The 26,201-nt window shown below is 52.0% G+C and carries 11 protein-coding genes; 10 read left to right on the forward strand and 1 reads right to left on the reverse strand.

Translation table 11 applies throughout. The annotated features are described in order from the left end of the window. Position 1: 1 nt before the first annotated feature. The 8 genes from ABEW73_RS24010 (at position 2) to ABEW73_RS24045 (ending at position 21,485) form a co-directional block, all read left to right on the forward strand. Positions 2–7,804 carry an SDR family NAD(P)-dependent oxidoreductase gene (locus ABEW73_RS24010; protein ID WP_430161619.1) on the forward strand — a complete coding sequence of 2,601 codons (7,803 nt, stop codon included), beginning with the start codon at positions 2–4 and terminating at the stop codon, positions 7,802–7,804. Next, on the forward strand, positions 7,801–14,298 hold the full coding sequence (locus tag ABEW73_RS24015) for an HAD-IIIC family phosphatase (RefSeq protein ID WP_430161617.1): 6,498 nt from the start codon (positions 7,801–7,803) through the stop codon (positions 14,296–14,298). The genes ABEW73_RS24010 and ABEW73_RS24015 overlap by 4 nt, the downstream gene beginning before the upstream one ends. A 174-nt stretch (positions 14,299–14,472) precedes the next feature. Beyond that, the gene (locus ABEW73_RS24020) at positions 14,473–15,642 is read left to right on the forward strand and encodes a bis-aminopropyl spermidine synthase family protein (protein ID WP_430161615.1); all 1,170 of its coding nucleotides are present in this window, start codon (positions 14,473–14,475) and stop codon (positions 15,640–15,642) included. A 25-nt stretch (positions 15,643–15,667) separates the two neighbouring features. Then, on the forward strand, positions 15,668–16,126 hold the full coding sequence (locus tag ABEW73_RS24025; protein WP_430161613.1) for an N-acetyltransferase family protein: 459 nt from the start codon (positions 15,668–15,670) through the stop codon (positions 16,124–16,126). Beyond that, positions 16,110–17,144 (forward strand): HAD-IIIC family phosphatase, encoded by a 1,035-nt coding sequence (locus tag ABEW73_RS24030; protein ID WP_430161611.1) that lies wholly within the window; start codon positions 16,110–16,112, stop codon positions 17,142–17,144. The genes ABEW73_RS24025 and ABEW73_RS24030 overlap by 17 nt, the downstream gene beginning before the upstream one ends. A gap of 3 nt (positions 17,145–17,147) precedes the next feature. Beyond that, entirely contained in the window at positions 17,148–17,402 is a 255-nt protein-coding gene (locus ABEW73_RS24035) for an acyl carrier protein (protein ID WP_430161609.1), read from the forward strand. Between the two features lie 377 nt (positions 17,403–17,779). Continuing rightward, positions 17,780–20,035 carry a N,N-dimethylformamidase beta subunit family domain-containing protein gene (locus ABEW73_RS24040; RefSeq protein ID WP_430161607.1) on the forward strand — a complete coding sequence of 752 codons (2,256 nt, stop codon included), beginning with the start codon at positions 17,780–17,782 and terminating at the stop codon, positions 20,033–20,035. 115 nt (positions 20,036–20,150) lie between these two features. Continuing rightward, a complete protein-coding gene (locus ABEW73_RS24045) occupies positions 20,151–21,485 on the forward strand; it encodes an alkaline phosphatase (RefSeq protein ID WP_430161606.1) in 1,335 nt (444 codons plus the stop codon). A 224-nt stretch (positions 21,486–21,709) separates the two neighbouring features. Here ABEW73_RS24045 and ABEW73_RS24050 read toward each other — a convergent pair whose 3' ends face one another. Then, positions 21,710–22,324 carry a nucleotidyltransferase domain-containing protein gene (locus ABEW73_RS24050; RefSeq protein ID WP_430161604.1) on the reverse strand — a complete coding sequence of 205 codons (615 nt, stop codon included), beginning with the start codon at positions 22,322–22,324 and terminating at the stop codon, positions 21,710–21,712. A gap of 273 nt (positions 22,325–22,597) precedes the next feature. On the opposite strand from ABEW73_RS24050, the gene ABEW73_RS24055 reads away from it, so the two are divergent. Then, entirely contained in the window at positions 22,598–23,707 is a 1,110-nt protein-coding gene (locus tag ABEW73_RS24055) for a PEP-utilizing enzyme, TIM barrel domain protein (protein WP_430161602.1), read from the forward strand. Positions 23,708–24,041: 334 nt separating this feature from the next. Then, the gene (locus tag ABEW73_RS24060; RefSeq protein WP_430161600.1) at positions 24,042–26,063 is read left to right on the forward strand and encodes a heavy metal translocating P-type ATPase; all 2,022 of its coding nucleotides are present in this window, start codon (positions 24,042–24,044) and stop codon (positions 26,061–26,063) included. The last annotated feature ends 138 nt before the right edge of the window (positions 26,064–26,201 follow it).

Raw genomic sequence — 26,201 nt, forward strand, 5'->3', positions numbered from 1 at the left:
GATGAGTGCCGAGAACGAGAAGTACGGAGAAACCGGTTTGGAAATTGCCGTTATTGGAATGGCAGGAAGATTTCCGGGTGCGAAGAACCTCACGGAGTTTTGGGAAAACTTGCGTGCCGGCAAGGAGTCGGTCACTTTTTTTACGGATGAAGAGCTGGAGAAAGCAGGGATTGCCCCGGAAATGCTGAGGCATCCCCAGTATGTCAAAGCAAAGTCTCAGCTAGAGGACGTGGAGTCGTTTGATGCGCCGTTTTTTGAATACACGCCACGAGAAGCCGAGCTAATCGATCCACAGTTCCGTCTGTTCCACGAATGTGCATGGGAAGCGCTTGAGCATGCGGGACACCTTCCCGAAACCGAGGATCAACTCATCGGGGTGTATGCAGGGGCTTCTCCTAACACCTATTGGGTCGCAAGCCAAGTCATGAATGCTGTACATGCCAGTGATCAATTTCAAATTCTGCAATTAAATAATCCTTCGTTTACGACGCGAATTTCATACAAACTGAATCTGAAAGGCCCAAGCGTAAGCGTGCAAACGGCTTGCTCTACCTCTCTTGTATCCATTCATCTGGCTTGCCAGGGATTGCTGGCTGGCGAATGCGATCTTGCCTTAGCAGGAGGGGTTTCGGTCAATTTGCCGCGCACAACTGGCTATCTCTACCAGGAAGGAATGATCCAATCTCCCGACGGACACTGCCGGCCTTTTGACGAAGGCGCAAGCGGCACTTTGTTCGGCGACGGAATCGGAATCGTCGTGCTCAAGCGGCTCGCAGACGCCGTTAGGGACGGCGACGTTATTCATGCGGTTATCAAAGGCTCGGCGGTTAACAATGACGGCAGCCGGAAAGTAGGGTACACGGCGCCAAGCACGAACGGCCAGGTGGAAGTTATTCGCGCAGCCCACCAGATGGCAGAAGTTGATCCGGAAAGTATCGGGTACATCGAGGCCCACGGAACAGGGACTACACTGGGGGACCCGATCGAAGTGGAGGCGCTGCAAGCTGCTTTCGCCACGGATAAAAGGGGCTTTTGCAAAATCGGTTCGCTCAAATCCAATATCGGTCATCTGGACGCTGCGGCAGGAGTCGCGGGTTTCATCAAGGCCGTATTGGCGCTTAAGCATCAGCAAATCCCGCCAAGCCTTCATTTTCATCAACCGAATCCCAAAATCGATTTTGAAAACTCTCCTTTCAAAGTCAATTCGGAGCTTAGCGATTGGAGAAAAACAGAAGGACCTCGGAGAGCAGGAGTCAGCTCCTTCGGTATCGGAGGGACGAATGCCCACGTCATTCTGGAGGAGGCCCCGATTGGCGCGGCAAGTTCGGCGGGACGCGATCTGAAACTGCTCGTACTCTCTGCCCGGACGGAGGAAGGGTTAGAACGGGCGACTCGCAATCTCGGCGAGTTTCTGCGGACTTGTCCCGAAGCCGACTTGGCTGATGCGGCTTATACGCTGCAGACAGGCCGCAAACGGTTCCGTTACCGCCGAACACTGGTCTGCGCTGATGTCCGTGAAGCTTTGGAGCGTCTGGATGCTATCGATGAAGGCAAATTGCAAACGGGCGAGTCGGAGAGGGATCAGACCCGGGTTGTTTTCCTCTTCCCGGGGCAGGGTTCGCAGTATGTGAACATGGGAGCTGATTTATACCGCAAGGAGCCTTTGTTCCGGGCGGAAATGGACCGCTGCTGCGAGATCATTACAGCAGAGGGTGGCACCGATCCAAGGCATGTGCTGTACGGGGCTTCGGACAGTGCGGCAGCTGCTGATAGGATTAACCAGACGGAAGCGGCGCAGCCGGCTTTGTTCGCGTTCGAATATTCGCTCGCGCAGCTCCTGATGTCATGGGGCGTTAAGCCGAATGCCATGATCGGGCACAGTATCGGAGAGTACACGGCCGCGTGCCTGTCGGGTGTTCTGTCACTTAAGGATGCGCTGAAGCTCGTCACACTGCGCGGCAAGCTTATGCAGAGCCTGCCAGCCGGAGAGATGCTGAGCGTCTCCCTTGACGAGGCAAGTTTAGTAGAGCTTCTTCCGGAAGAACTGGCGCTTGCAGCCGTTAATGGACCCGAGCTCTGTGTTGTTTCCGGCCCGTATGCGGCCATCGCTTCCTTTGAAACCAAACTTATCGGGCTGCAGGTGGCGCACCGAAAGCTTCATACGTCACATGCGTTTCATTCGGCCATGATGGAGCCGATATTGGAGAAATATGCGGCTAAAGTCAAGCAGGTCGTCCTATCCGCCCCGTCAATTCCGTATGTGTCCAATGTAACGGGGACATGGATAACGCCGGAGGATATCGCAGATCCCGCATATTGGACCAGGCATTTGCGGGAAACGGTGCGGTTCGCAAGCGGGGCGGCCGAACTGCTTAAGGAGAAGCAGGCCGTATTTATAGAAATCGGACCTGGCAATGTTCTCAGCAGCTTCATCCGCAAACAACAGGGGAAGGACACGGAGCGTAAGCATGAAGTGTTCCATCTCGTCCGTCATCCGCACGAGCAGGCCGCAGATGATGCTTTCTTACTGGAGAAGATCGGCAAACTGTGGATTGCGGGCACGCAGATCGATTGGAAGGGGTACTACAACTCGGAACGCCGACGGCGGGTTGCTCTGCCGACTTATCCGTTCGAACGTCAGCGGTATTCTGTAGAGGGCACACAATTGTCATTGGGAAGCATGCACGAGAGAACAGCCCCGCGGAGAATGGCCCCTCCGGAAACGGAGACCGGAAGCGATACCGTTAAACAAACCCAAGCAGCTGCCCGTATGCGGTCTGCATCCTCTATAGAGCAGACGATTGCAGAACTTGTCCAGCGTCATTTCGGATTCGCGCATCTTGGGATCAATGACAATTTTTTTGAAATCGGGGCAAGCTCGCTCGATATTTCCCAGCTGGCTGATAAACTTGCGGAAGTGCTGGGGAGGGAAGTGCCCGTGGTTACCTTGTATTCCTATCCCTCCGTTCGAAGCCTGGCGGCATTCTTGCGTGAAAACGGGCAGGGAAGTTCAGCGTCCGCTGAGGCAGCGGTTGAAGAGGAAGCAGAGCGCCAGAATGCCATTAACAAGGGAATGGCGCGTTCCGCGCGGATGAGGACCATATCGGTCCAAGAAAGAGATCTGCCGGGAAGGCGGGAACAAACGGAACGTGAAGCCGCCGGGGAGAATGGTCTGGAGATAGCGGTCATAGGAATGGCCGCCAGATTCCCGGGTGCGGACAGCATCGGCCAGTTCTGGAGTAATTTGCGTGACGGCGTCGAGTCCATAACGTTTTTCACGGACGAAGAGCTGGTACAGGCAGGCGTTGACCCGCAGCTTGTATCCCATCCTTCCTATGTAAAAGCCAAAGGTGCTTTGAATGGGATCGATCAGTTCGATGCCGCGTTCTTCGGATATTCTCCGCGGGAGGCTCAGCTAATGGACCCGCAGCTGCGACTGTTTCACGAATGCGCATGGGAGGCAATCGAAGCCGCCGCATACAATCCGGACACCTACTCGGGACTTATTGGCGTCTATGCGGGCGCGACTCCAAATCTGGAGTGGGTTTCCCGCTTTGCGGCTGCTTTGGGCGGAACGGAACGATTCAGCGCCATGCTTCTTAATGACAGGGAATTTTTCAGCACCCAGCTGTCGTATAAACTCAATCTCCGGGGCCCCAGCATCTCTATGCAGACCGCTTGCTCCACATCCCTGGTTAATATCGTTCTGGCCTCGCAAGGATTATTGGCGGGCGCGTGCGACATCGCACTGGCTGGCGGCTCTACCGTCAGCGTACCCGACAAATCCGGTTATTTGTACGAAGACGGTATGATCCAGTCGCCGGACGGGCATTGCCGGGCCTTCGACGAGCAGGCGGCAGGAACTGTTTTCGGAGACGGCGTCGGTGTCGTCGTTCTGAAACGGCTGAGCGATGCCCTTGCGGACGGAGATGTCATCCACGCCGTTATCAAAGGCTTCGGCTTGAACAATGACGGCACCCGCAAGGTAGGCTTTACCGCTCCGAGCACAAAGGGACAAGCCGAGGTCATCCGTGCCGCTCATCGGATGTCGGGTGTGGATCCGGAAAGCATCACTTATGTAGAGGCGCATGGAACAGGCACAAGCATGGGGGATCCGATTGAGATCGAGGCTTTGAAGGAAGCCTTCGGCACGGATAAAAAGGGATTTTGCCGTATCGGATCCGTCAAGACGAACGTCGGCCATCTCAACAGCGCAGCCGGAGCGGCCGGGTTCATTAAAACGGTACTGGCACTCAAAGCGAAGCAAATTCCGCCGAGCCTGCATTATGAACGGGGCAACCCCAACATTGACTTCGCTAACAGTCCCTTTGTCGTCAATACGGAACTGGTGCCTTGGGAAGGCAGCCAGCATCCCCTGCGCTCCGGAGTCAGCTCATTTGGCATCGGTGGCACGAATGCGCACGTCATTCTGGAAGAAGCTCCCCCTAGGGAACCATCCGACGAAGGTCGTGCAGAGAAGCTGCTGATCTTGTCGGCAAGAACGCCAACAGCATTGACGGAGGCGAAAGCACGTCTGGCCGCATTTTTGACAGAGCATCCGCAAGTGAATCTGGCAGATACGGCGTATACGCTGCAAGCAGGCAGGAAGGCTTTTGAGTGGAGAGCCGCATTTGTGTGCAAGGATGCGGAAGAAGCGACCGCCATCTTGACTTCGATAGGGTCCGATAAAATTGCCGAAGGCCAAACGGGGACGCAAACACGTTCTGTCGTATTCATGTTTCCGGGCCAGGGGTCGCAATACGTTGGCATGGGATGGGAGCTCTATCTCAACGAACCTGAATTCAGGGAAGAACTTGATCGCTGCTTCGAGCTCGTTCAACCGTATGTACAGGTTGATTTAAAGGCTGTCCTTTATGCCGTTGGCGAACCGGACCAAGACGCGAGAGAGGAACTCCTGACGCGGACAGATATCGCCCAGCCCGTGCTTTTTATGATCGAATACGCGTTAGCCAAACTGCTGATCCGCTGGGGCATCCGGCCTGAAGCGATGCTGGGTCACAGTATTGGCGAATATGTGGCAGCCTGTCTGGCAGGTGTATTCACGCTGGAAGATGCGCTGCAACTCGTAGCGCTTCGCGGTCGGCTCATGCAGGGGCTGCCGGCGGGATCTATGCTCAGCGTGGCGATGTCAGAAGCGGAATTGCGCCCATTACTGCCTGATCATATTGCGCTGGCTGCAGTTAACAGCTCCTCCTTGTGTGTCGTATCTGGCACGTCGGCTGAGATTGATGCATTCTCACGGCTGTTAGAAGACAAAGGCTGTGCCTGCCGTCTTCTCCACACATCTCATGCTTTCCATTCTCATATGATGGATCCAATACTTGCGGCATTCGGGGATAAAGTGCGCTCGATCCAGCTGCATGAGCCTGAGCTGCCCTTTATTTCCAACGTGTCCGGCACTTGGATCACATCTGAAGAGGCTGCGGATGCGGAGTACTGGGTCAGGCATTTGCGCTCGACCGTGCGGTTTGCGGACGGGCTTTACGAACTGTTGAATAATCCGCGCTCTGTATTCATAGAAGCCGGACCGGGCAATTCGCTCAGCACATTCGTGCGCAAGCATGAAGCGGGTTCGCGTGACCGGATCGTTGTCAATATGCTGAGACATCCCCAGGAAGCTGTTTCTGATATCGCGCACTTGTTGAACAAAATCGGACGCCTCTGGCTGGCCGGCATCGACATCGATTGGACGGGCTATTATGCCCATGAGCGGCGTAGACGCATTGAGCTGCCAACCTATCCGATGGAGCGCCAGCGCTATTGGCTTGATGATGAGCAGCAGCCATTAACGGGAGCGAGGCCACCCTCAGCCCCAAGAGGCGGTAAAAATTCTGACATGGCAGACTGGTTCTATTATCCTTCCTGGGAACGCGCCCTGTTGGAGAAGCAACCGGAAGAAAGTCATCAGAATGGTCATAACTGGCTTGTATTCAAGGATGATTGCGGGATCGCGGATGAGTTGGCTGCAAGTATTCAGAATATGGGTGAGCGTACGGTGATGGTTAAGGCGGGTAACGCATTCAGCGCGCATGAGAATGGAACGTTCACGCTGACTCCAAGCTCTGCAGAGCATTACGTTCAGCTGCTGGAGGAACTTCAAAAGCGAGATTTCGTTCCGGACAGGGTTGCTCATCTGTGGAATGTTTCCTCCTCTAGGGAGGAAGAAGAGGAAATGGAACGCTCCAATATGGAAGCGATTGAACGCCGCCAGCAAGAAGAAGGCTACTACAGCCTGATCTATTTGGCACAGGCACTGCGCAAGCATAAGGAAGAGGATATCCGTATAGCCGTCGTGTCCTCAGGGATGCAGGAGGTAACCGGGATGGAGCGGCTGTCTCCGGGTAAAATGACGCTGCTCGGCCCATGCATGGTCATTCAGCAGGAATACAGCGGAATTACATGTTTGAGTATTGATATTGATGTACAGGAAGAGACCAGGCAAAAGCGACGAATCGCTGACAATATTATCGGGGAATTATCGTCTCCCCCTTCGGATCGGCTTATCGCTTATCGGGGGAATTACCGATGGGTTCAGAATTTCAAGCCGGTGGGACTGCGTCAGGCGGAGAAACCCGCGGCCCCATTCCGGCAGCAGGGTGTATATCTGATTACGGGAGGACTTGGAGGAATCGGGATGCTGACGGCAGAGTTCCTGGCGCGCAATTACGGCGCACGGCTCATTCTCACCGGACGTTCAAGCTTTCCCGACAAGAAAGAATATACGCGTTGTCTGAACGAACATGGAGAGGAGCATCCGCTTTCTCGAAAAATCAGACGTGTATTGCAATTGGAAGAACTCGGCGCTGAGGTTACCTATATGCAGGCCGACTTGTCTAATGAAGAACAGATGCGCCATGTCTTCAAGTTTATTGATTGCGAGTACGGCCGGCTTCATGGCGTCGTACAGGCGGCAGGACTTCCTGGCGGCGAATCTTTCCGAGCGATCGAGAATATTAGCGGAGAGCAGTCCGACGAGCAGTTCCGAGCCAAAGTCCAGGGTTTGCAGACGCTGGGCAGGCTAATTGCCGACAGGGAGACAGAGATCTGCATCCTGTTCTCATCCATCGCCAGCATACTCGGGGGACTTGGATTCAGCGCTTATTCGGCCGCGAATTTGTACATGGATGCCTTTGCCCGCAAACAGAATCGGGCTGGCGGGACGAAGTGGCTGTGCGTCAATTGGGATGCGTGGGAATTCTGGGAAGAACACCGCTCGACGATCGGAGAGTCGCTTGTCGAACTGGCGATAACGCCTGCCGAAGCGCCTGATCTGTTCCGGTACGTCTACAGTCCGTGCGGCAGCAACCAAATTATTGTATCGACCGGTGATCTTCAGACGCGGATCGATCAATGGATACGGCACGCAGGCAAGAAAGAAGACAGTCATGCGGCAAGCGGCGCCTCATTCAGCAGGCCGGATCTAACCACACCTTATGCGGCGCCCCGCAATCGGGTCGAGAAGACGATAGCCGAAGTGTGGAAACAATTTTTCCGTATTGACGAGGTTGGTATCCACGATAATTTCTTTGATCTGGGAGCCAGCTCGCTGGATATGATTCAGGTGACCACCAAATTGAATGAAGCGTTGGACGAGAGTATTGCCGTTGTTGATATGTTCACCTATCCCAGCATTCATGCCCTTGCTCAGCGCCTTACCCACAGCGAAGAAGACGAGGCGGAAGAAGCGGAGATGGAAAATCTAATGATCGACTCCGCCGCGAAGGGAAGAAAGCGGCAGCAGCAGCAAAAAGAAAAAAGACGCAAAGGAGAGGTCTTGCTATGAGCATATCGAACGGTAGAGAGTATAACGGTTCGGAAATTGCCGTAATCGGCATGTCCGGCAGGTTTCCGGGAGCCAAAAACTTGCGGGAATATTGGAATAATCTCTGCAGCGGCAAGGAGAGTATCTCTTTTTTCAGTGATGAAGAGCTGTTGGAAGAAGGCATCGATGTGAAAGCAGTGACTCACCCTAATTATGTGAAGGCCAAGGGAGTACTCGATGATCTCGAGTACTTCGATCCCGAATTCTTCGATTATACGCCTCGCGAGGCGGAGCTTATGGATCCGCAGTTCCGTCTTATGCACGAATGTTCCTGGGAAGCGCTCGAACAAGCGGGTTATGATCCCAAGACATATAGGGGCTCGATCGGGTTATATGTAGGCGCGGCTTTTAATTCCAACTGGTTCATGCGCGCGTTCAAGGGGCTGGGGACAGCGGAGGAGTCCGTCACCCTGGAGACGGCCATGTTGAATTTACGCGATTATATGGCCACGCTCGTTTCTTATAAGCTCAATATGAAGGGACCGAGCTTTACGGTGCAGACGGCTTGTTCGACTTCGCTTGTTGCCATTCATCTTGCTTGTCAAAGCCTGCTCAGCGGGGAGTGCAGCATGGCGCTGGCCGGCGGTGTATCGATACAACTACCCAAAAGAGCGGGTTATTTCTATCAGGAAGGGATGATTAATTCACCCGACGGCCACTGCCGGGCCTTCGACGAGAAAGGGGCGGGCACCGTCTTCGGTGAAGGCGCCGGGATTGTCGCCTTGAAACCGCTGGAGGACGCGCTTGCAGACGGCGACCATATATACGCTGTAATTAAAGGCTCGGCGATCAATAACGACGGCAGCCGAAAAGTAGGCTACACGGCTCCTAGTACGTCAGGTCAGGCGTCCGTAATCCGTGCCGCTCATCATATAGCTGAAGTGGAGCCGGAAAGCATCAGCTATATTGAAGCGCACGGTACAGGTACGACACTTGGCGATCCAATCGAAATCGAAGCATTAAAGACCGCTTTTCAAACGGACAAAAAGAGATACTGCGGCATCGGCTCGGTGAAATCCAACATCGGGCATCTGAACAACGCCGCAGGGGTAGCCGGATTCATTAAGACCGTGCTGGCTCTGACACATAAACAGCTGCCGCCTACACTTCACTATGAACGTCCGAATCCCAAAATCGATTTTGAGAACAGTCCGTTCTTTGTCAATGACCAGTTAAAAGACTGGACCAACGACTCCTTCCCTCTCCGGGCAGGCGTCAGCTCTTTTGGCATCGGTGGCACGAATGCGCATGTTGTCCTGGAGGAAGCGCCGCCGGCTTCCCCGTCCTCTCGGGGCAGGTCGGCGCAGCTCATCTCTCTGTCGGCCAAGACGGAAGCATCGCTCGACAGACTGACGGAGCGGATAGCGCTGCATTTGCAGGAGCATCCGGATGTGAGTTTAGCCGATATGGCCTATACGCTCCATGAGGGACGGGCTGCTTTCTCGTACCGCAGGACACTGGTCTGCGGAAGCGTGGATGAAGCGGCCGTGCTGCTGGCTCAGCCGGGATCGCCCGAAGTTCAGAACGGATTTGCCGCTGCCGATGAGCCGCCGGTCGTATTCATGTTTTCCGGCCAAGGCTCGCAGTACACCGGAATGGGCCGGGAGTTGTATGAACAGGAGCCGGTGTTTCGGGAGGAGGCGGACCGCTGCTTCGAGTTGATGCCGGATGAGATCCGCCATGAAGCGAAGCGGGTTCTATATCCCACCGCCGATGAACCGGATACGTCACTTATTAACCGGACTGACATTGCTCAGCCGGTCCTGTTTACGGTCGAATATGCGCTTGCCAGACTTCTGATGAAATGGGGAGTGCAGCCGCAAGCCATGATCGGGCACAGCATCGGTGAATATGTCGCCGCATGTCTGTCAGGCGTCTTCTCGCTGGAGGATGCCGTGCGGCTCGTTACCCTTCGCGGTCAATTGATGCAGAGTCTGCCAAGTGGTGTCATGCTGAGCGTCCCGCTGACCGAGCAGGAGATTCTTCCGCTGTTGTCCGGCGGCGTATCGCTGGCTGCGGTGAATGCTCCTTCCATGTGCGTTGTTTCCGGCACTTCGGAAGCGGTCGAGTCATTGGCCAGTTCCTTGGAAGATAAAGGAGTCGAATGTCGTCGTCTCCACACGTCACACGCCTTCCATTCCGCCATGATGGAACCGATTCTGGAATCCTATGAGCGCAAGGTAGGCAAGCTTGTATTGAAAGCACCGCAGTTGCCCTTTATCTCCAATGTCACAGGGACCTGGATTCAGGATGAGCAGGCAATCAGTCCGGCTTACTGGGCACAGCATCTGCGTGGAACGGTAAGGTTCTCAGACGGGCTCAGTACCCTGATGAACGAAATGGACGCTGCGTTTGTAGAGGTTGGCGGAGGCAATGCCCTGACCGCATTTGTGAAGAGTCATCGTGAATTCTCCAAAAACTCAGCCGGGACCCCTAAAGAGCGTGTTATGATGAACCTCCTGCGTCATCCGAAGCAGAATACCTCTGATGTCGCTTACCTGCTCCTTCAAGTGGGGCGTCTATGGAATGCGGGGATAAAAATAAATTGGACCCGCTTCTACGGGGAAGGGAAAAGAAACCGTATTCCTTTGCCAACTTATCCGTTTGACCGTCGCCGTTTCTGGCTGGATGAGGATGGAATCCAGATCGTCCACTCCGATTTGCCAGCGAAGAGGGCAGGACAACAAGCTAATACCGAGCGGGATGACCAGAAAGAGACCCAGAAAGAGAACGGGTTATCCGAACCAAGCAACCCGCTGGAAGAGACGCTGGCCGGCATTTGGCGCAATCTGTTCGGCTTGGAGCACATCGGAATTCATGAGGATTTCTTCGAAATAGGCGGGCATTCTTTGAAAGCGACCAGTCTGATCACTAAGATTCACAAGGAACTTGATGTGGAGCTGGCTCTGTCGGATATATTCAACATGCCGACGATAAGTGCGCTTGCCCGTTATATCGGACAGAAAGCTAAAAATAAATATTTTGCAATCGAACCGGCAGAGAGCAAACCTTACTACCGCTTGTCCTCTGCACAGAAACGCACGTTCCTCATTCATCAGCAAATCGGTTCGGTAACGACTTACAACATGCCGATGGCTTTGTGGGTGCACGGAAAAGCGGAAGCGGATCGTTTTGAGCAGGCTTTCATTCAATTGATTCACCGTCATGAGAACATGCGCACCTCGTTTCATATGGTAGACGGAGAACCGGTTCAGCAAATTCATGAGAGTTTCACGTTTACCGTGGAACGCATGGAAGCGGACGAGGAAGATTTGAAGAAAATCATGCGGAAGTTTATCAGTCCGTTTGATCTGGGCAAAGCCCCTCTTATTCGCGCCGCTTTTGTTCGAATAGAGCCGGAGAAACATGTGCTGTTTATGGATATGCACAATATTGTTTCGGATGGCGCTTCAATGAATGTGTTTATTAAGGAATTCAGCGATCTGTATGCCGGAAAAGATCTCCCGCCTCTGCGCATTCAATATAAGGATTTCGCGGAATGGCAGCATCGCCTGTTGAGCGGGGATGTTATTCGGAAGCAAGAGGATTATTGGATGAACCAGTTCCGGCAGACAATCCCTGTGCTGAACATGCCGTATGACTTCGAGAGACCTGAATTTCAATCGTTTGTCGGCAGAGCGCACAAGATCAGCTTGTCCAAGGAAACCGCAGACCGGCTGAATGCTTTGGCCAAATCGCAAAATGTTACGATTAATGTACTTTTGTTTCATCTATACACGATTGTGCTGCATGAATATACCGGTCAGGACGACATTACGGTCGGCTCGCTGGTGGCAGGCAGGCGGCATGCCGATGTGGAGCCTTTAATAGGCATGTTCACGAACTTCCTGCCGATCCGGGTCCGCTTCCAAGACCGGCTCAGTCTTCTCGATCAACTGTTTATTCTGAATGACACGATGATGAACGCCTATGAGAACCAAGACTTCCCGTTCGACCGGATGGTCGAGAAGCTCTCGGCGAAACTACCGCGCGGACGTAATCCTCTGTTTGATACGATGATGATTTTTCACAATGAATTTGATGGTGACACCGTGCTTACCGCCGAAGGACTCACTTTCGAGAATTTTGAAATTACGAAGGGAATTTCCAAGCTCGATTTTAAACTCGATATCGGCTATGCGGATCATGGCGGCTTGCTCTGTGTCATGCAGTACAATACCGCTTTGTTCGCGGAAGCAACCATGGCGGGACTCATGGGGCATTTTACGGATCTGATTGAACTGGCTCTGGACAACCCGGCTATTGAATTGAGCGAAATCCGGCTGTTCACCGAAGAGCAGGAGGCCGAAGCGGCGGCAAAAAGAAGCAGTTCACTGCCGGAGCGTGTCTTTACCGTAACGGCCGTCTCTACCTTTACTGCGGACCCGATCCGCCCTTATGTCAGCTGGTGGGGAGAGCAGTTCGGAACACGTGTCGACATCCGTTTTGCACCATATCAACAAGTGTTTCAGGAGCTATTGAACCCGGACAGCTCCTTCTCGTCCGAAGAGGCTGCCGGACTGCTGCTCGTCCGCTTTGAAGATTGGCTGCGGGATGACCGCTCTTCGGAGGCCCAGCAGATTAAAAAGCTCGAACGGGCACTGGCCGATCTGCCGCAGACATTATCTGCTGGCCGGAGAACGGGCCCAATATTCGCCGGAGTGTTTCCCGTATCCGCTTCTTTAGGGGCTTCTCCGGTCATGGAGAGCTACCTGGAAGAGCTCGGGAATCGTTGGAAGCGCGAATTGGAACGGCTGGATCATGTTCATGTTATCGATTTCAGAGAGCTTGACGCCATGTTCGGTATTGAACACATCCACGATTCCACTGCCGATCAAGCTGCACATATGCCGTTCACGCCGGAATCCTATGCGGCAATCGGGACCCTTGTTGCACGCCGGCTGCTCGCTTGGCAGGGACATCCCTTCAAAGTGATTGCGGTGGATTGCGATAACACGCTCTGGCGTGGGGTATGCGGGGAGGATGGAGCGGCAGGGGTAACAGCCTCGGATCCTTATCGCCAGTTCCAGCGGTATCTGCTGAGCAAGCAGCAAGAAGGCATGCTGCTGGTGCTGGTCAGCAAGAATAATGAAGCAGATGTATGGAATGTACTGGACAATAACCCGGACATGCTGCTTAAAAAGGAGCATTTTGCGGGAACACGGATCAATTGGAATTCAAAGTCCGAAAACTTGCTTTCATTGGCGGAAGAACTGCGATTAGGACTGGACAGCTTTATCTTCATCGATGACAGTTCGCTGGAATGTTCCGAGGTACAGTCACAGTGTCCGGAAGTCCTTACGTTTCAGCTTCCTGAAGAGCGGCTAATCCCGGCATTCCTGGGGCATGTCTGGGCAACAGATCGCCTGCGCGTCACAGAAGAGGATAAACGGAGAACCGAAATGTATGTCTCAGAGCGCAAGCGCAGAGAAATTCGTTTTTCGGCTCCCTCTCTGCAGACTTTTCTCGACGAATTGGAGCTTAGACTGGGCATATACGAAGCAACTGCTGAACAATTGCCCCGCATAGCCCAGCTAATGCAGCGCACCAATCAATTCACGCTGAACGCAGATATAATGGCAGAGCGTGAACTGGAAACCACAAGGGCTGAGCCGGATACGAAATGCTGGGCGATTGAAGCCTCGGACCGGTTCGGACATTACGGACTGACAGGGGCGGTTATAACGCGATTCGAGAAGGAGATTGTTCATCTGGATGTCTTCCTGCTTAGCTGCCGCATTCTCGGGAGAGGGATCGAGTCGGCCGTAATCAGTTCTTTAAAGGCTTATTGCCATGAACGGAAGGCCGAATATATGGAGGCTGTGTGCACAATTACCGGGAAAAATGAGCCGCTGCTCGCATTTTTGAGATCGGGGCCGTGGAGCATCACGGAGGAGTCCGAACGCAAGGTGCGTTTCCGGATTGCAGTAAAGGATATCCCTGATTCCATCAAGCATATTGAAATCCTTAACGAGTCTCTGCCCGGCGCAGGACTGACTCAGTCTCAGCTCACCGGCAGTGAAAATCAAGGAGAAGCCGGCACCGCCGCAGGGACGGTTCGAAGTTTAGAGATAACGGGCTGGGAAGAAGTTCTCAGCGGCCGTGATAATCAGCAGCATCGCCGTCATTTGCTTCCGCTGCAGTATTCTGACGCTTCAAGGCTGCTCCAGATTCCGGTGAAGGAGATAGAAGAGAGCGCAGCTCTGAGAGCTCCGTACCGGGCTCCGTCCAATCAGACAGAGGAAGCCTTGGTACAAATTTGGGAACGGGTGCTCGGGATCGGCGGCATCGGAATTGATGACGATTTTTTCCGGCTTGGCGGAACGTCCCTTCATGCTGTTCGGGTTGAGATCGAAATGGAGAAACAAGGTTTATCGGCAGAAGGACAGCAATTATTCAAATATCGCACGATTCATCAATTAAGTCCGTTCATTCGAATCTCTGTCATGGAATAATACGAGGCAAATCTATCAGCAAGGCATCATGAGACAGGGCTATCGCCTGTCAACGGATGCCTTGCTTTTTTATGGTAAATATAGGATAATGATTAAGTTTCTAGGGAATACAATAATATACAATTATTCATTGTGTTGGATAATATATTTATTAAAGGAGCCGGTGGTAAATATATGAATGAGGAACTGATAGATTACGTTTATTCTCAAGTGTCAATAAAGGAAGGAAAAAAAGTAATTGAGAATATTCTTCTGGATATTTATTTCAAACCGGGCATTTCCACCAAAGAGATTGCCAGAAAAACGCTGCTGCCCTTGCCGCTAGTGTCCGCAATTAAGAAAGAGCTAATCAAGGTTGGCCTCATTGAACAAAAACGGGGGGTGAACTGCACGGCAAGAGGAAGCCGTTTTGTCGAGCAAGTGATGGGGTTCGGCGATTTGGATCATGACTTGTATCAGCGCTTGAAGTACGAGCAGTGGCAGCCTGACGAGTTGAAGGACATGATGACCAAGCTGGAGAGCGTCTTTGAGGGACGGCCTCAGGTCGATGTTACGATTGACCAGTCAAGCTGCACTCTGGCTACGAGCATGAACCGGGCTGTTCTGGCGCTTCGTCACGAGGCTCTAATCGGCAGGGACATCGTTTGTCTGGGGGACGATGATCTCGTCAGCGTGTCGCTGGCGTTTCTGCTGAAGCAGCTTTATCGTAATGATGCCTCCAAGTCGAACACCCGTATTTACGTATTCGAAATTGACAAACGTATTACCAGCTATGTGAACTATCTGGCGGAAACCGAAGATTTGCCGATCGTCTGCTACGAAATGGATTTTCGCGAACAGCTTCCGTCTGAATTTCTGCACCGCTTTGATTGCGTGTTTACCGATCCGCCTTATACACAGCAGGGGATGTCGTTATTCGTCTCCCGCGGAATTCAATTGTTGAAGAAGGATGTAGGACTGCCTATCTTCCTGTCGTTCGCCCACAAATCACCTGACTTCACCTTGGGGATGCAGCGCGAATTTGCCAATATGGGTTTGTTAGTGACGAGTGTCTTGCCTCGCTTCAATGAATATATCGGCGCGGAAATTATTGGTAACACAAGCCAGATGATTGTGTTACAATCTACTGAAGAGACGCATGAAAGTATCGAACGTGAATACAGGCAAGCGCTGTATACCGGAGAAGTCAAACGTACGGTTCGCTTATACGAGTGCAAACGCTGTAATCGCGTGACCGAAGTAGGTTTCCAAATGGAGTGGCAAACGATTGAGCACCTGAAAAAAGAGGGCTGCCCGGGCTGCCGCTATGAGACTTTCGAGCTCATTCAAAAAAAGAACGCATAAGAATACAGATTGGAGTTACAGCACGATGCCGATTAGAGAAATCGAGCCCCAGGATATTCCCGTTATTACAATATTCGAGACAGAAATCTCCATGATTTCATTCGGAGAAGATGCGATTACCGATCCTCTATTTCATACGAAAAAGCTGGAAAAGGCTCTTCGTTATGAGAGGGAAGGAATGCTTGTTCTCGATGTGGATGGGGAGGTCTCAGGCTGGATGTGGATAACCCCGCGTAAAAACTCGGTTACCAAAGAGACGTATGCGAATTTCAAAAGTTTCTATATTGCTGAATCCTGCCGGGGAACCGCCTATGTCGATGAGCTCTTCGAGGCGGGAATGAACTACTGCAGAAGTGAGGAAGTTACGCAGATCGTTGGTAAGGTGCACGTGAGCAATTTGCCGATGCGGCTTCTCTATAAGAAATACGGCTTCAAGCCGACACATTTGACAATGGAGCTATTTCCTAATGGACCCCATGATTAAATGTCTAGTATGGGACTTAGACGATACGTTGTGGCAGGGGACGCTTAAAGAAGACGAAGCAGGCATTAAACTAATGCCGGGGATAATGAACGTCCTCGATATATTGGACCGACGCGGAATTGTTCAGAGCATAGCCAGCCGTAACAACTGGGACCAGGTGAAAAGCAAGCTGGAGGAGCTGGGCGTCGGTCAATATTTTCTGTATCCACAGTGTCATTTTGACTCAAAGGCGCTCAGTATGGAACGGATAGCGAAGGAACTGAACATCGGATTGGATACGCTGGCTTTGATCGACAATGATCCGTTCGAACGGTTTGAAATAAACTATTATGCTCCTCAGATACGTACATATGACGCGCGTCAATACCGGGATTTGCCTGAGTACCCCGAATTTCAGATCGGTCATGCGACCGAGGAATCGGAGAACCGGCGTCAATATATGCAGGCGCGATCTAGGAGAGAAGAAGCCCAAAAAGAGCACAAGGGAAGCCGGGAGCAATTTTTAAAGGAATGCGGTATGAAGCTGCAGATCCGATTAGCGCAGGAGAGGGATTACCCCCGGGTTGTTGAATTGTCCCATCGTACGAATCAGATGAACAGTTTGCTGGAGAGAATTGACATGACGTTCGTCGATTCCTATTGCAAGCAGGACGGCTGCTATTTGTATGTGGCCAAGCTTGAGGATCGGTTCGGCGCGCACGGGCTTATCGGGACCTGTTTTGTGAATATCGTCGACGCAGAGATCAATCTGGATCTCTTTTGCATCTCCTGTCGGATCGAAGGCCGTGGCATCGCTTCGGCATTTTTGTATACGGTTCTTGAACGGCTGGGACAACAGGTGCCGATGGCGGAAGCCGTACGGTGCCGATTGGTGCGCAAACAACGAAATTTACCGGCCAGACTGTTGTTGGAAATGCTGGGCTTCAAGAAATCCGCTGCGGATGACTTGGCATCTACCTACATACTGAAACTGCCGCTTCCGCACAAAGTATTTAATTGGCTTGAGATTGGAGATTGAACGATGAACCGCGATGCGATCGAACAAGAGATTACGGACATCATTAAGAAAATGTTTCAGTTGTCATTTGTTGATAATGATACCGTCTTAATCGGCACGGCCGGCGTATTGGATTCTATGACATTTATTAGACTGCTTGCGGAGTTAGAGAAGCGGTTTGACTTTACGGTGGACGAGGATGATTTGACTCTGGATTCCATCAGCAGTGTTAAGAACCTGACGGAATGGGTGATTAAGAGCAAACGGGAGAACTCCTGAATTTGCAGCAGGCATCAGAAGATAGAATCCTCAAAATACCATGACAAAGCGGGAATTATTCCTGCCTCGTCATGGTATTTTTCATTTTATTGAATAAACAGGTGGATAATCATGCAAGGATCGATCAATTGATAGCACTGCCAATATTCAGTAGATTTTATTTATTATAACAAGTTTTGCCTTCTTACCATAATATTTACATGCTATAATTCTATTATATCTCATACAACTTATGGAAAACTTTCGAAAACTTGTATGTGGTATAAGAGGAAGGAACCCAGGTGTTGTTCTCATCTTATTCATGGCAGGCATAACAGAACTGATTCACGTTTCACGTTGTACAAAGAAAAACTTTGAACTACGGGAGGAATGTAAGAATGTCCAAAGAAGATGTGAAAACGAATGTGACCGATCCGCAGGCGCCAAATCCTGTAACTATTGTCGGGTATTCGAATGAATTCAGCGTCCAGCCCGGTCAAGATCTGCACTTTATGATTGATACCGGAAGCTCGGTATATACGGCTAATGTTGTTCGTTTAACCGAAGGAATGCCTGATCCGGACAACTCGTTTTTTTTGCCGACGGAGCCGGTGACCGCAGATTGTGCGGGTGAATATCCCGGACGGCGACAGATAACGGCTCCAGGTTCCTATGCCGAGCTTCCCCTGCCGGGAAATTGGATGCAGAGCGGCGAATTCTCGGCACAGCTGTGGATTTACCCGACGGTTCCCGTATATGACCATATCCAGACCGTCTGGTCCGCACGCTCTGCAGAGGGCACATCCGGCGCTGCCCTGGCATTGGAAACTGACGGACGTCTGGCGTTATCCCTAACCGGGGGCTGCGGGCAATCCGTTACAGTCCGCACCGATATCCCGCTTAAGGAAAATAGTTGGTATTCCGTAGTCCTCCAGTATGCTGCAAGCACACAGGCAGCCAAGCTTTTTGTCACCAGCTGGGACGGGTGGAAGGCGGATGACGGCCTACAAGTTCATACCGCTGCTGCAAATCTGGATTACAGCAATGTCGCCTTAACGCGCGTCCTGCTCGCTGCGGATTCCGACCCTGCCGCTCCGGGACGCACCATTCATCATTACAATGGCAAAATCGGCAATCCCCGGTTCTGGGGAGAGCTTTTACCCGAGGAGTTATTACCGAACGTGCTGCTTGGCACAGACGGAATTGGCGTTGTTCCCCTTGCGGATTACGATTTCAGCGTCGAGATTGCATCAACACGCCTTGAGGACCTGTCGGCAGGCGGCTACCACGGCACCCTGCATCAGGGGGGCACAAGAGCGGTAACCAGTCACAACTGGACTGGGGAACACCTGGACTACCGGCACGCACCTAAACAATATGCAGCTGTTCACTTTCATGATAATGATCTTGTCGATGCCGAGTGGGAGATTGATATTTCCTGGAAGATCCCGGACGATCTGCCGAGCGGAATATACGCGCTCAAACTTGAAGCTGAAGGCAGCGTAGACTTTATTCCTTTCTTTGTTCGCCCTCTTCAAGGAACCGTAAGTGCACCCGTTCTGTTTCTTGCGCCGACTAATACTTATTTGGCTTACGGGAACGAACGGCTGTTTAAATTTGCCAAAGACTATCTGGGGGAGGACTACGTTCTTCCTTCCCAGGACGTTTATTTGGATGAACATCCCGAGGTGGGCAACTCCATCTACGACCTGCATAACGATGGCAGCGGCGTGCAATTCTCCTCCCGTCTGCGACCGCTTTTGAATATCCGGCCTCACTACCGTAACTGGCGGGCGGTACGCCACTTTTCCGCCGATCTGTACATTACAGGGTGGCTGGAGAAACGGGGTCAGAGCTATGACGTTGCTACGGACGAGGATTTACATCATGAGGGAGTTCATCTATTGAGCCCTTACAAGGTGCTGATCACCGGCAGCCATCCCGAATACTGGACGAGACCGATGATGAAGGCGCTGGAGCAATATTTAGCGAACGGCGGACGGGTCATGTATTTAGGGGGGAACGGGTTTTATTGGGTGACGAGTCTCGATCCGGACCGGCCGTCACTATTGGAAGTAAGGCGCGGTAACGCCGGTTCACGTGCTTCGGACTCTCCTCCAGGCGAGCTGTTCCACAGCACGACGGGAGAGTCCGGCGGTATATGGCGTCATCATGGTTATGTGCCCCAGCGTCTTGTTGGTGTAGGTACTAGCGCTTTGGGTGGCGGGTCTGCTACCGGCTATCGGCGGTTAGATGACAGCTTCAAACCGGAAGCCGGGTTTATTTTTGACGGTATCGGCGACAACGAGATCATTGGTGATTTCGGACATGCTGCCGGAGGAGCCGCTGGCGATGAGATCGACCGTTACGATCTGAGTTTCGGAACACCTTCGCACACGCTGCGTCTGGCGACATCGACCGGTCATGACGATAACTACCAATTCGTGCATGAAGACCTGCTTCATACCGCGCCAGGTCAGGGGGGCACCGCCAATCCGCTCGTGCGGGCGGACATGACTTATTTTGATATTCATGGCGGCGGCGCTGTGTTCTCCGTCGGTTCAGTTAACTGGGCAGGCAGCTTGGGTTGGAACAATTATAACAACAATGTAGTCCGTATCAGCGATAACGTGCTGAGCAAGCTGCTGCTGTAGCAAACAGGACATGCATCAGTCCATTTGAGACAACAGTGTGCAAATGGGGCTCGCATGTGCCCCGTTAATATTTGGGTTCTAGCTTCAGAATACCCGTTAAGGAAGGTGAGGAACTGTGAAAGTTAAGCTTTCAGCTGCTGCCATGTTGGCTCTTGTGCTGGCGTGCTGCATTTTTGGTTTGCAGGTTGCCCAACCGACGGAGGCAGCTGCCTCCAATTCTCGTGCGAAGGCCAAAAACGTAATCTTTATGATTCCGGATGGATTTTCACCTGCTTATGCAGCCAACTACCGCTTGTACAAGGGTGAGCCCTCTGTGATGGACTCCATGTTTGTAGGCATGGTAAGGACATATTCGGCTGATTCCGCGCTCACCGATTCAGCCGCTGCGGCGACGGCTATGGCCACGGGGTACAAGACGAATAACGGAATGATCGGGAGGACTCCCGATGGGATTGAGCGCAAGACCATTCTTGAGGCGGCCCGCGAACAGGGGAAGGCAACTGGTCTTGTAGCTACTTCGAGCATTACCGACGCGACCCCAGCTGCGTTCTCATCGCATGTATTTTCAAGGAAAGATGAAAGCGATATTGCGCAGCAGCAATTGCAAATTGCAGATGTTTTGCTAGGGGGAGGTAAGGCCTTCTTTCTTCCTGAGACTATGGGAGGGAAGCAAAGCAGCCGCAATCTGTTGGAAGAAGCGAAACAGAGAGGTTATCGTGTAGTTGAGAACCGTGCTCAACTGGAATTAGCAAGAGGAAACCGAATTCTCGGTCTGTTCGCGGACGGAGACATGGCGCCTGAGCTGGACCGGGAGCATACGAACGAACCAAGCCTGAAAGAAATGACGGGAAAAGCGATCGATATTCTCCGTAGAGACAAGGATGGTTTTTTCCTGCTGGTGGAAGGAAGCCAGATTGATTCGGCCGGTCACTACAATGATGCCGCATGGGCTATGAAGGACACGGAATCGTTCGAAGAAGCAGTGAAGCTGGCAAGAAAGTTTGCGGAAGATGACGGGAACACGCTAGTCGTTGTAGTCGGTGATCACGACACCGGAGGCATGTCGGTCGGAGGATATGATCAAACGGACGCCAAACTAGAGGTGCTGCGACAGGTACAAGCATCCGGACTCTATATGGCTAAAGAGCTGAAGACGGATAGAAGCAATGTCAAAGAGGTGCTCAAAGCTTATGCCGGCATCGATGCGACGGCTGAGGAAGAAGTCGCAATTATAAATGCTGCTGACGCTATGCAAGCTATAAATAGTGTCATTAGCAAACGTTCCCTCGTGGGATGGAATACCTATCTGCATACGGGTGTGGATGTTCCGCTGTATGTTTTTGGACCGGGATCTGAGCTATTCCGGGGACTACACAACAATACGGACTTGCCGCAGTTGGTCGCTCGGGTAATGAACATCGATTTCGGTGAGGACAAGTATAAAAAGTGAAGCGAGCACTTAAAGCCGAGGGAGAAGCTCCAGGCTATGTGCAGGACGAAGAGGAGCCTGATGAGGACGGATTTTTGGATCTCGTGTATGAGCGCAAACGTGAAACAGGCTGAATGTGAATTCCATATTCTGATAAGGCAATGATATGACAGCGGCTGCTCTCCGGTTATTTTGGCTAAACCATGGAGCAGCCTTTTTTATGGAGATGTGTGTCCGCTCGGCGGCTATAGCGAGGTTGCGATGTAATCGATCCAGGGGTGACCCGATGGAAACTGCTTATGGAGCGCATAGGAAAGCCATGTTTTAGCTTGCGGGTGAAGGAAGGGGAGCACCTTGATTAAATCCTGCTCGTCTTTTTCCCGAATGTTCTTACTGCCACCCTTATATAGAAGCTGTATCTCCGGTTTCAGATAGGGAATTCCTTGGTCAGTTTTTAAGGATATATCTTGGAGAGGTCTTCGGATCGACGGTTCTCTTCGATAAACCCAGCGGTCCTGTTCGGTTTCTACCAACATGATCTGGAATGAAAATGGGGCTTCATCGTTCCGACTTACCCATACATCGCCAACCGAATGCAAATACTCGCCTTCCTCCCAGATTGATAAGGTTCCTTGATCCGCTTTGTACAGCGTCCACTCTTTGGCTAATGCAGCGTAAATGGCGGCCTGCTCTTCGCGAAGGATCAGGACATCGATATCGCCGTGTTCCCTAGTCTGCTCTCCCAAATATAAATCCAAAGCCCAGCCTCCGGCGATATACCAACGGGCAGGGATTTCAGCAAAAATTGTGACGGTATCCGATACGCTGATCGGCTCCCAATGATCATAATCAGTTCTCATGCTCAACTCTCCCTTACGTTTTCATGCGTCTTCGATTCATTTCTCCATTGTATAGGTTTTATCCTGTCCGTGAAATGAGGATAAATAGATAGGGTCAGGCTTTCCCACCTTCGTTGGAGGCAATCTGCATAAAAAGAGTAGGTTGCTTGGTTCGTTCTCTCCCGATATTTCAGTCGGTGTTTATCCCATGCGCTGTATATTTCCAATTGTTTCATAATAGTCTGTAAGGAGGCGTTTATCCAATTCAAGGTGAAAGGGAGTAGAAGGATAACCATGACGGAAAGGCAATGGGGAGCAGGCAGTGAATTGGGAGAGCGTCGATTTGAAGATGAAGAGTTCATCGGAGCAGAGGAGATTATGGCAAACGAGATTTCTCCCGAGACGGATCTGCTGAAGCATTTTGCAATGGCAGGAGGAGTCACCCATGAGGAGGTATTGCTGTTACTGGCATCGCCTGACGATATTGAAGAAGCCCTCAGGGTTTCCGGGATCCGGCATAACGGTACGGACAGACCTTCTTTGACCCGACTGCTGGGGTGGAGTGACAGGAACCGAAGACTGAAAGTCATGAGCCGATCCGCAGACCCTGAATCCATAACACAAGATATCAGGCAAGGTGCTCAGGGAATCGGGCTGATACGCGGAGAGGATGCTGTGCAGCATGGCCTGCTGCAGGAGGTTTACACGGCGTGGTTGAATTCGCGGAGCGCAGAGAAGAGCGCCCTGTTAAGGCGGAGACTTATTATGCTATGGAAGACCTATTGGGTTTCGGTGTTTCAGGCGGCGGGTGGAGCCCGATGTGCGGTCAGCTTGCTGCACGATGCCCGGCTTTCCAACACGATGGAGTTACGAGAAGCGCAGGATGCTCAGCTGGAGTCTCTGTTCCGAGCTATGGAGCAGTGCAGCGAGGAAGGCGTAGAGTGCCAATTAGAGCTCCTGGCTGTACGTCCGGCGCATGCGGATGACTTTATATCGATTCATAATTTTATCGAAGAAGTGGCAGAGCAGACCCTTATGGATCAAAGGCGTTTTGTGCGTATTCGCTATGGGGCGCTGTTCGGAGAAGGGATGAACCCAGTAGCGGCAGCGGAGATTGCCCGTTTGGCCGATGTGATTGTATTCGATTCGGAGGGGACGGAGAATTCCGTATCGTCGGATGAGGCAGGACACAGGGTCTCGGCATTCTCAGAGATCATCCATCGAATTAGGCGAACGAAGCCACAATTAACGCTTCGGATCAATGGGGTGGCTACCACGGATTTACGGATGGTTTACCGGCAGGGCATACACGAGGTGTGCTGTCAGCCCTCAGAGATTGCAGCCATTCGAATAACTGGTGCAAGGCTGGAGATGCGCCGCAGATGTTCGACGATTGTCGATTGATGGAATGGGAGCGCTTTACAAAAATAGGTAATTGTATAAAGAGAAGTCCTTGCGAGAGATCGCAAGGGCTTTTTTACGTGTATAAGGTTCATCATCATCAGGGAACGTCAATAGGCACTCTTTAGCAATTAAAAAATGTGAAAAAATTGTGTTTACAAATCAAGATGAAGTGAGTATGATACATATAAAGTTGTACGAAGGAAAATAAATTGTATAAGTTCAAAAATGATTCTCATTCTCATTTAGCATGCTGCTCCGGCCAAGCCGGGGCAGCATGTGTCATTTTAAGGGTAGTAATAATGGATCTCATTCTCAACTAGGAAGGTGATTGGTTATGCAATGGATACAAAGTCAAACGACGACCGGACGCATATCGACAATAGAAAATGGAGCTGATCCGCGTGAGCCGCGGAAGCCTGGGAAGTGGGATATACGCAGCCTGCTGAGCAACGCAGAAGTCGTGGCTGCACTGGGCAGCGGCCTGCTGATGCTGGTGGCTTGGCTGACCAGCCAATGGTCTGAACCGCTCTCTGTTGTGTTGTACGTGATATCCTACGCCGTCGGCGGATGGGTAAAAGCCAAAGAAGGTGTGGAGACGCTTCTGAAGGAGCGCGATCTGGATGTGAATCTGCTAATGATTGCTGCCGCTATGGGAGCTGCAGCGATCGGGTACTGGAATGAAGGCGCAATGCTGATCTTCATTTTTGCCCTCAGCGGGGCGCTTGAGAGTTATACCATGGAGAGAAGCCGCAAGGATATCTCGTCCTTGATGGAGCTGCAGCCGGAGACGGCCCTGCGCATCGAGAAGGGAGAGATGGTATCGGTATCCATCAGCAAACTGGAGATCGGCGACCTGATTCTGGTAAAGCCGGGCGAGCTTATTCCTGCAGACGGCAAAATTTATCGCGGCAGCTCCTCCGTCAACCAGGCTTCGATTACCGGCGAATCCGTACCGGTCGATAAGTCCATAGGCGATGAAGTATTTACCGGAACCCTGAACGGGGAAGGCGTATTGTACATTGAGGTTACCCAGTCGGCGGAATCTACGTTGTTCGCCAAGATTATCAAGCTGGTGGAAGAAGCGGAGAACGAAGTGCCGGAATCGCAGCGCTTCATCAAGCGGTTCGAATCGATTTATGCCCGTGTCGTTGTCATTGCAACCTTGGCCCTGATTGTTCTGGCTACTCCCGTTCTGGGATGGGACTGGGATACCACCTTCTACAAAGCGATGGTGTTTCTCGTCGTAGCATCCCCTTGCGCGCTGGTATCTTCCATCATGCCTGCGATGCTGTCAGCGATTTCCAATCGCGCCAGAAAAGGCGTATTGTTCAAAGGCGGCGCCCATATCGAGAATATGGCACGTACGGCGGTTGTCGCTTTTGATAAGACCGGTACCTTGACGCTTGGTACGCCAGTGGTTACGGATTTTATCGCAGGTGAGGGCTGGGATCGGCATGAATTGCTTGGCATCAGTGCTTCTATTGAAAGAATGTCGAAGCATCCTCTGGCCTTGGCGATTGTCCAATCGGCTGAGAAAGAGGGAGCTCAATTGCAGCAGGTGGAGAACGGCCAGTCCATAACAGGCTGGGGTATGCAGGCAGATGTAGAGGGCATTACCTGGAAAATAGGAAAAAGCGATATTCTGGATCAACCGACTGTAGATCAGTATTCGAATGAAGCTTTCGCGCCAAATGAATGGAGCGCGCTTGAAGAGAATCGCCAGCACTGGCTGTCCATCCGGAACACGCTGGAATCCGAAGGCAAGACGGTATCCGTTATCCTGAAGGGAGACCGTATCGAGGGCATGATCGCTCTGCAGGATGCGGTCCGGCCTCAAGCGGCGATGGCCGTTAAGCGGCTTCAGCAGCTGGGTATCAAGGTAGCGATGCTGACGGGGGACCGCAAGGCGACGGCTGACGTGATTGCGAAGCAAAGCGGCGTAGACTTGGTGTTCTCCGATTTGCTGCCGGAAGATAAAGTTACACATATTAAGGAACTTCGGTCCCGTTACGGCCATGTGGTCATGGTTGGAGACGGTGTGAACGATGCGCCGGCACTGGCTACCGCGACCGTCGGCATCGGCATGGGCGTTTCGGGAAGCGGAACGGCGCTGGAGGTAGCGGATGCGGTGCTTATGAATGACAACATCGATGAAATTGCCGGCACCGTCAAGGTGGCACGCCGGGTTCAGCGCATCGTGAAGCAAAATATGATATTTGCCATCACCGTGATTTTGACGCTGATAGCAGCCAATTTCATTCAGGGCGTTGCGCTGCCACTGGGCGTCATCGGTCACGAGGGAAGCACCATCCTGGTTATCCTGAATGGGCTCCGTCTTCTGCGCTCTAATCGTTAATCGATCGGTCATTGCTAATCTGTGCTTGTGTTAATGATAAAATCCCCTTCTTTTGCTCTTCGGGAAGAAGGGGATTTTTTATTGGCTCTCAATGGCCGTGGTCGCTCTCGATTTCTCCCAAGCTTCTACGCTGCTAAG

It is taken from the genome of Paenibacillus lautus (assembly GCF_050482385.1).
Taxonomy (GTDB): domain Bacteria; phylum Bacillota; class Bacilli; order Paenibacillales; family Paenibacillaceae; genus Paenibacillus_AQ; species Paenibacillus_AQ lautus_B.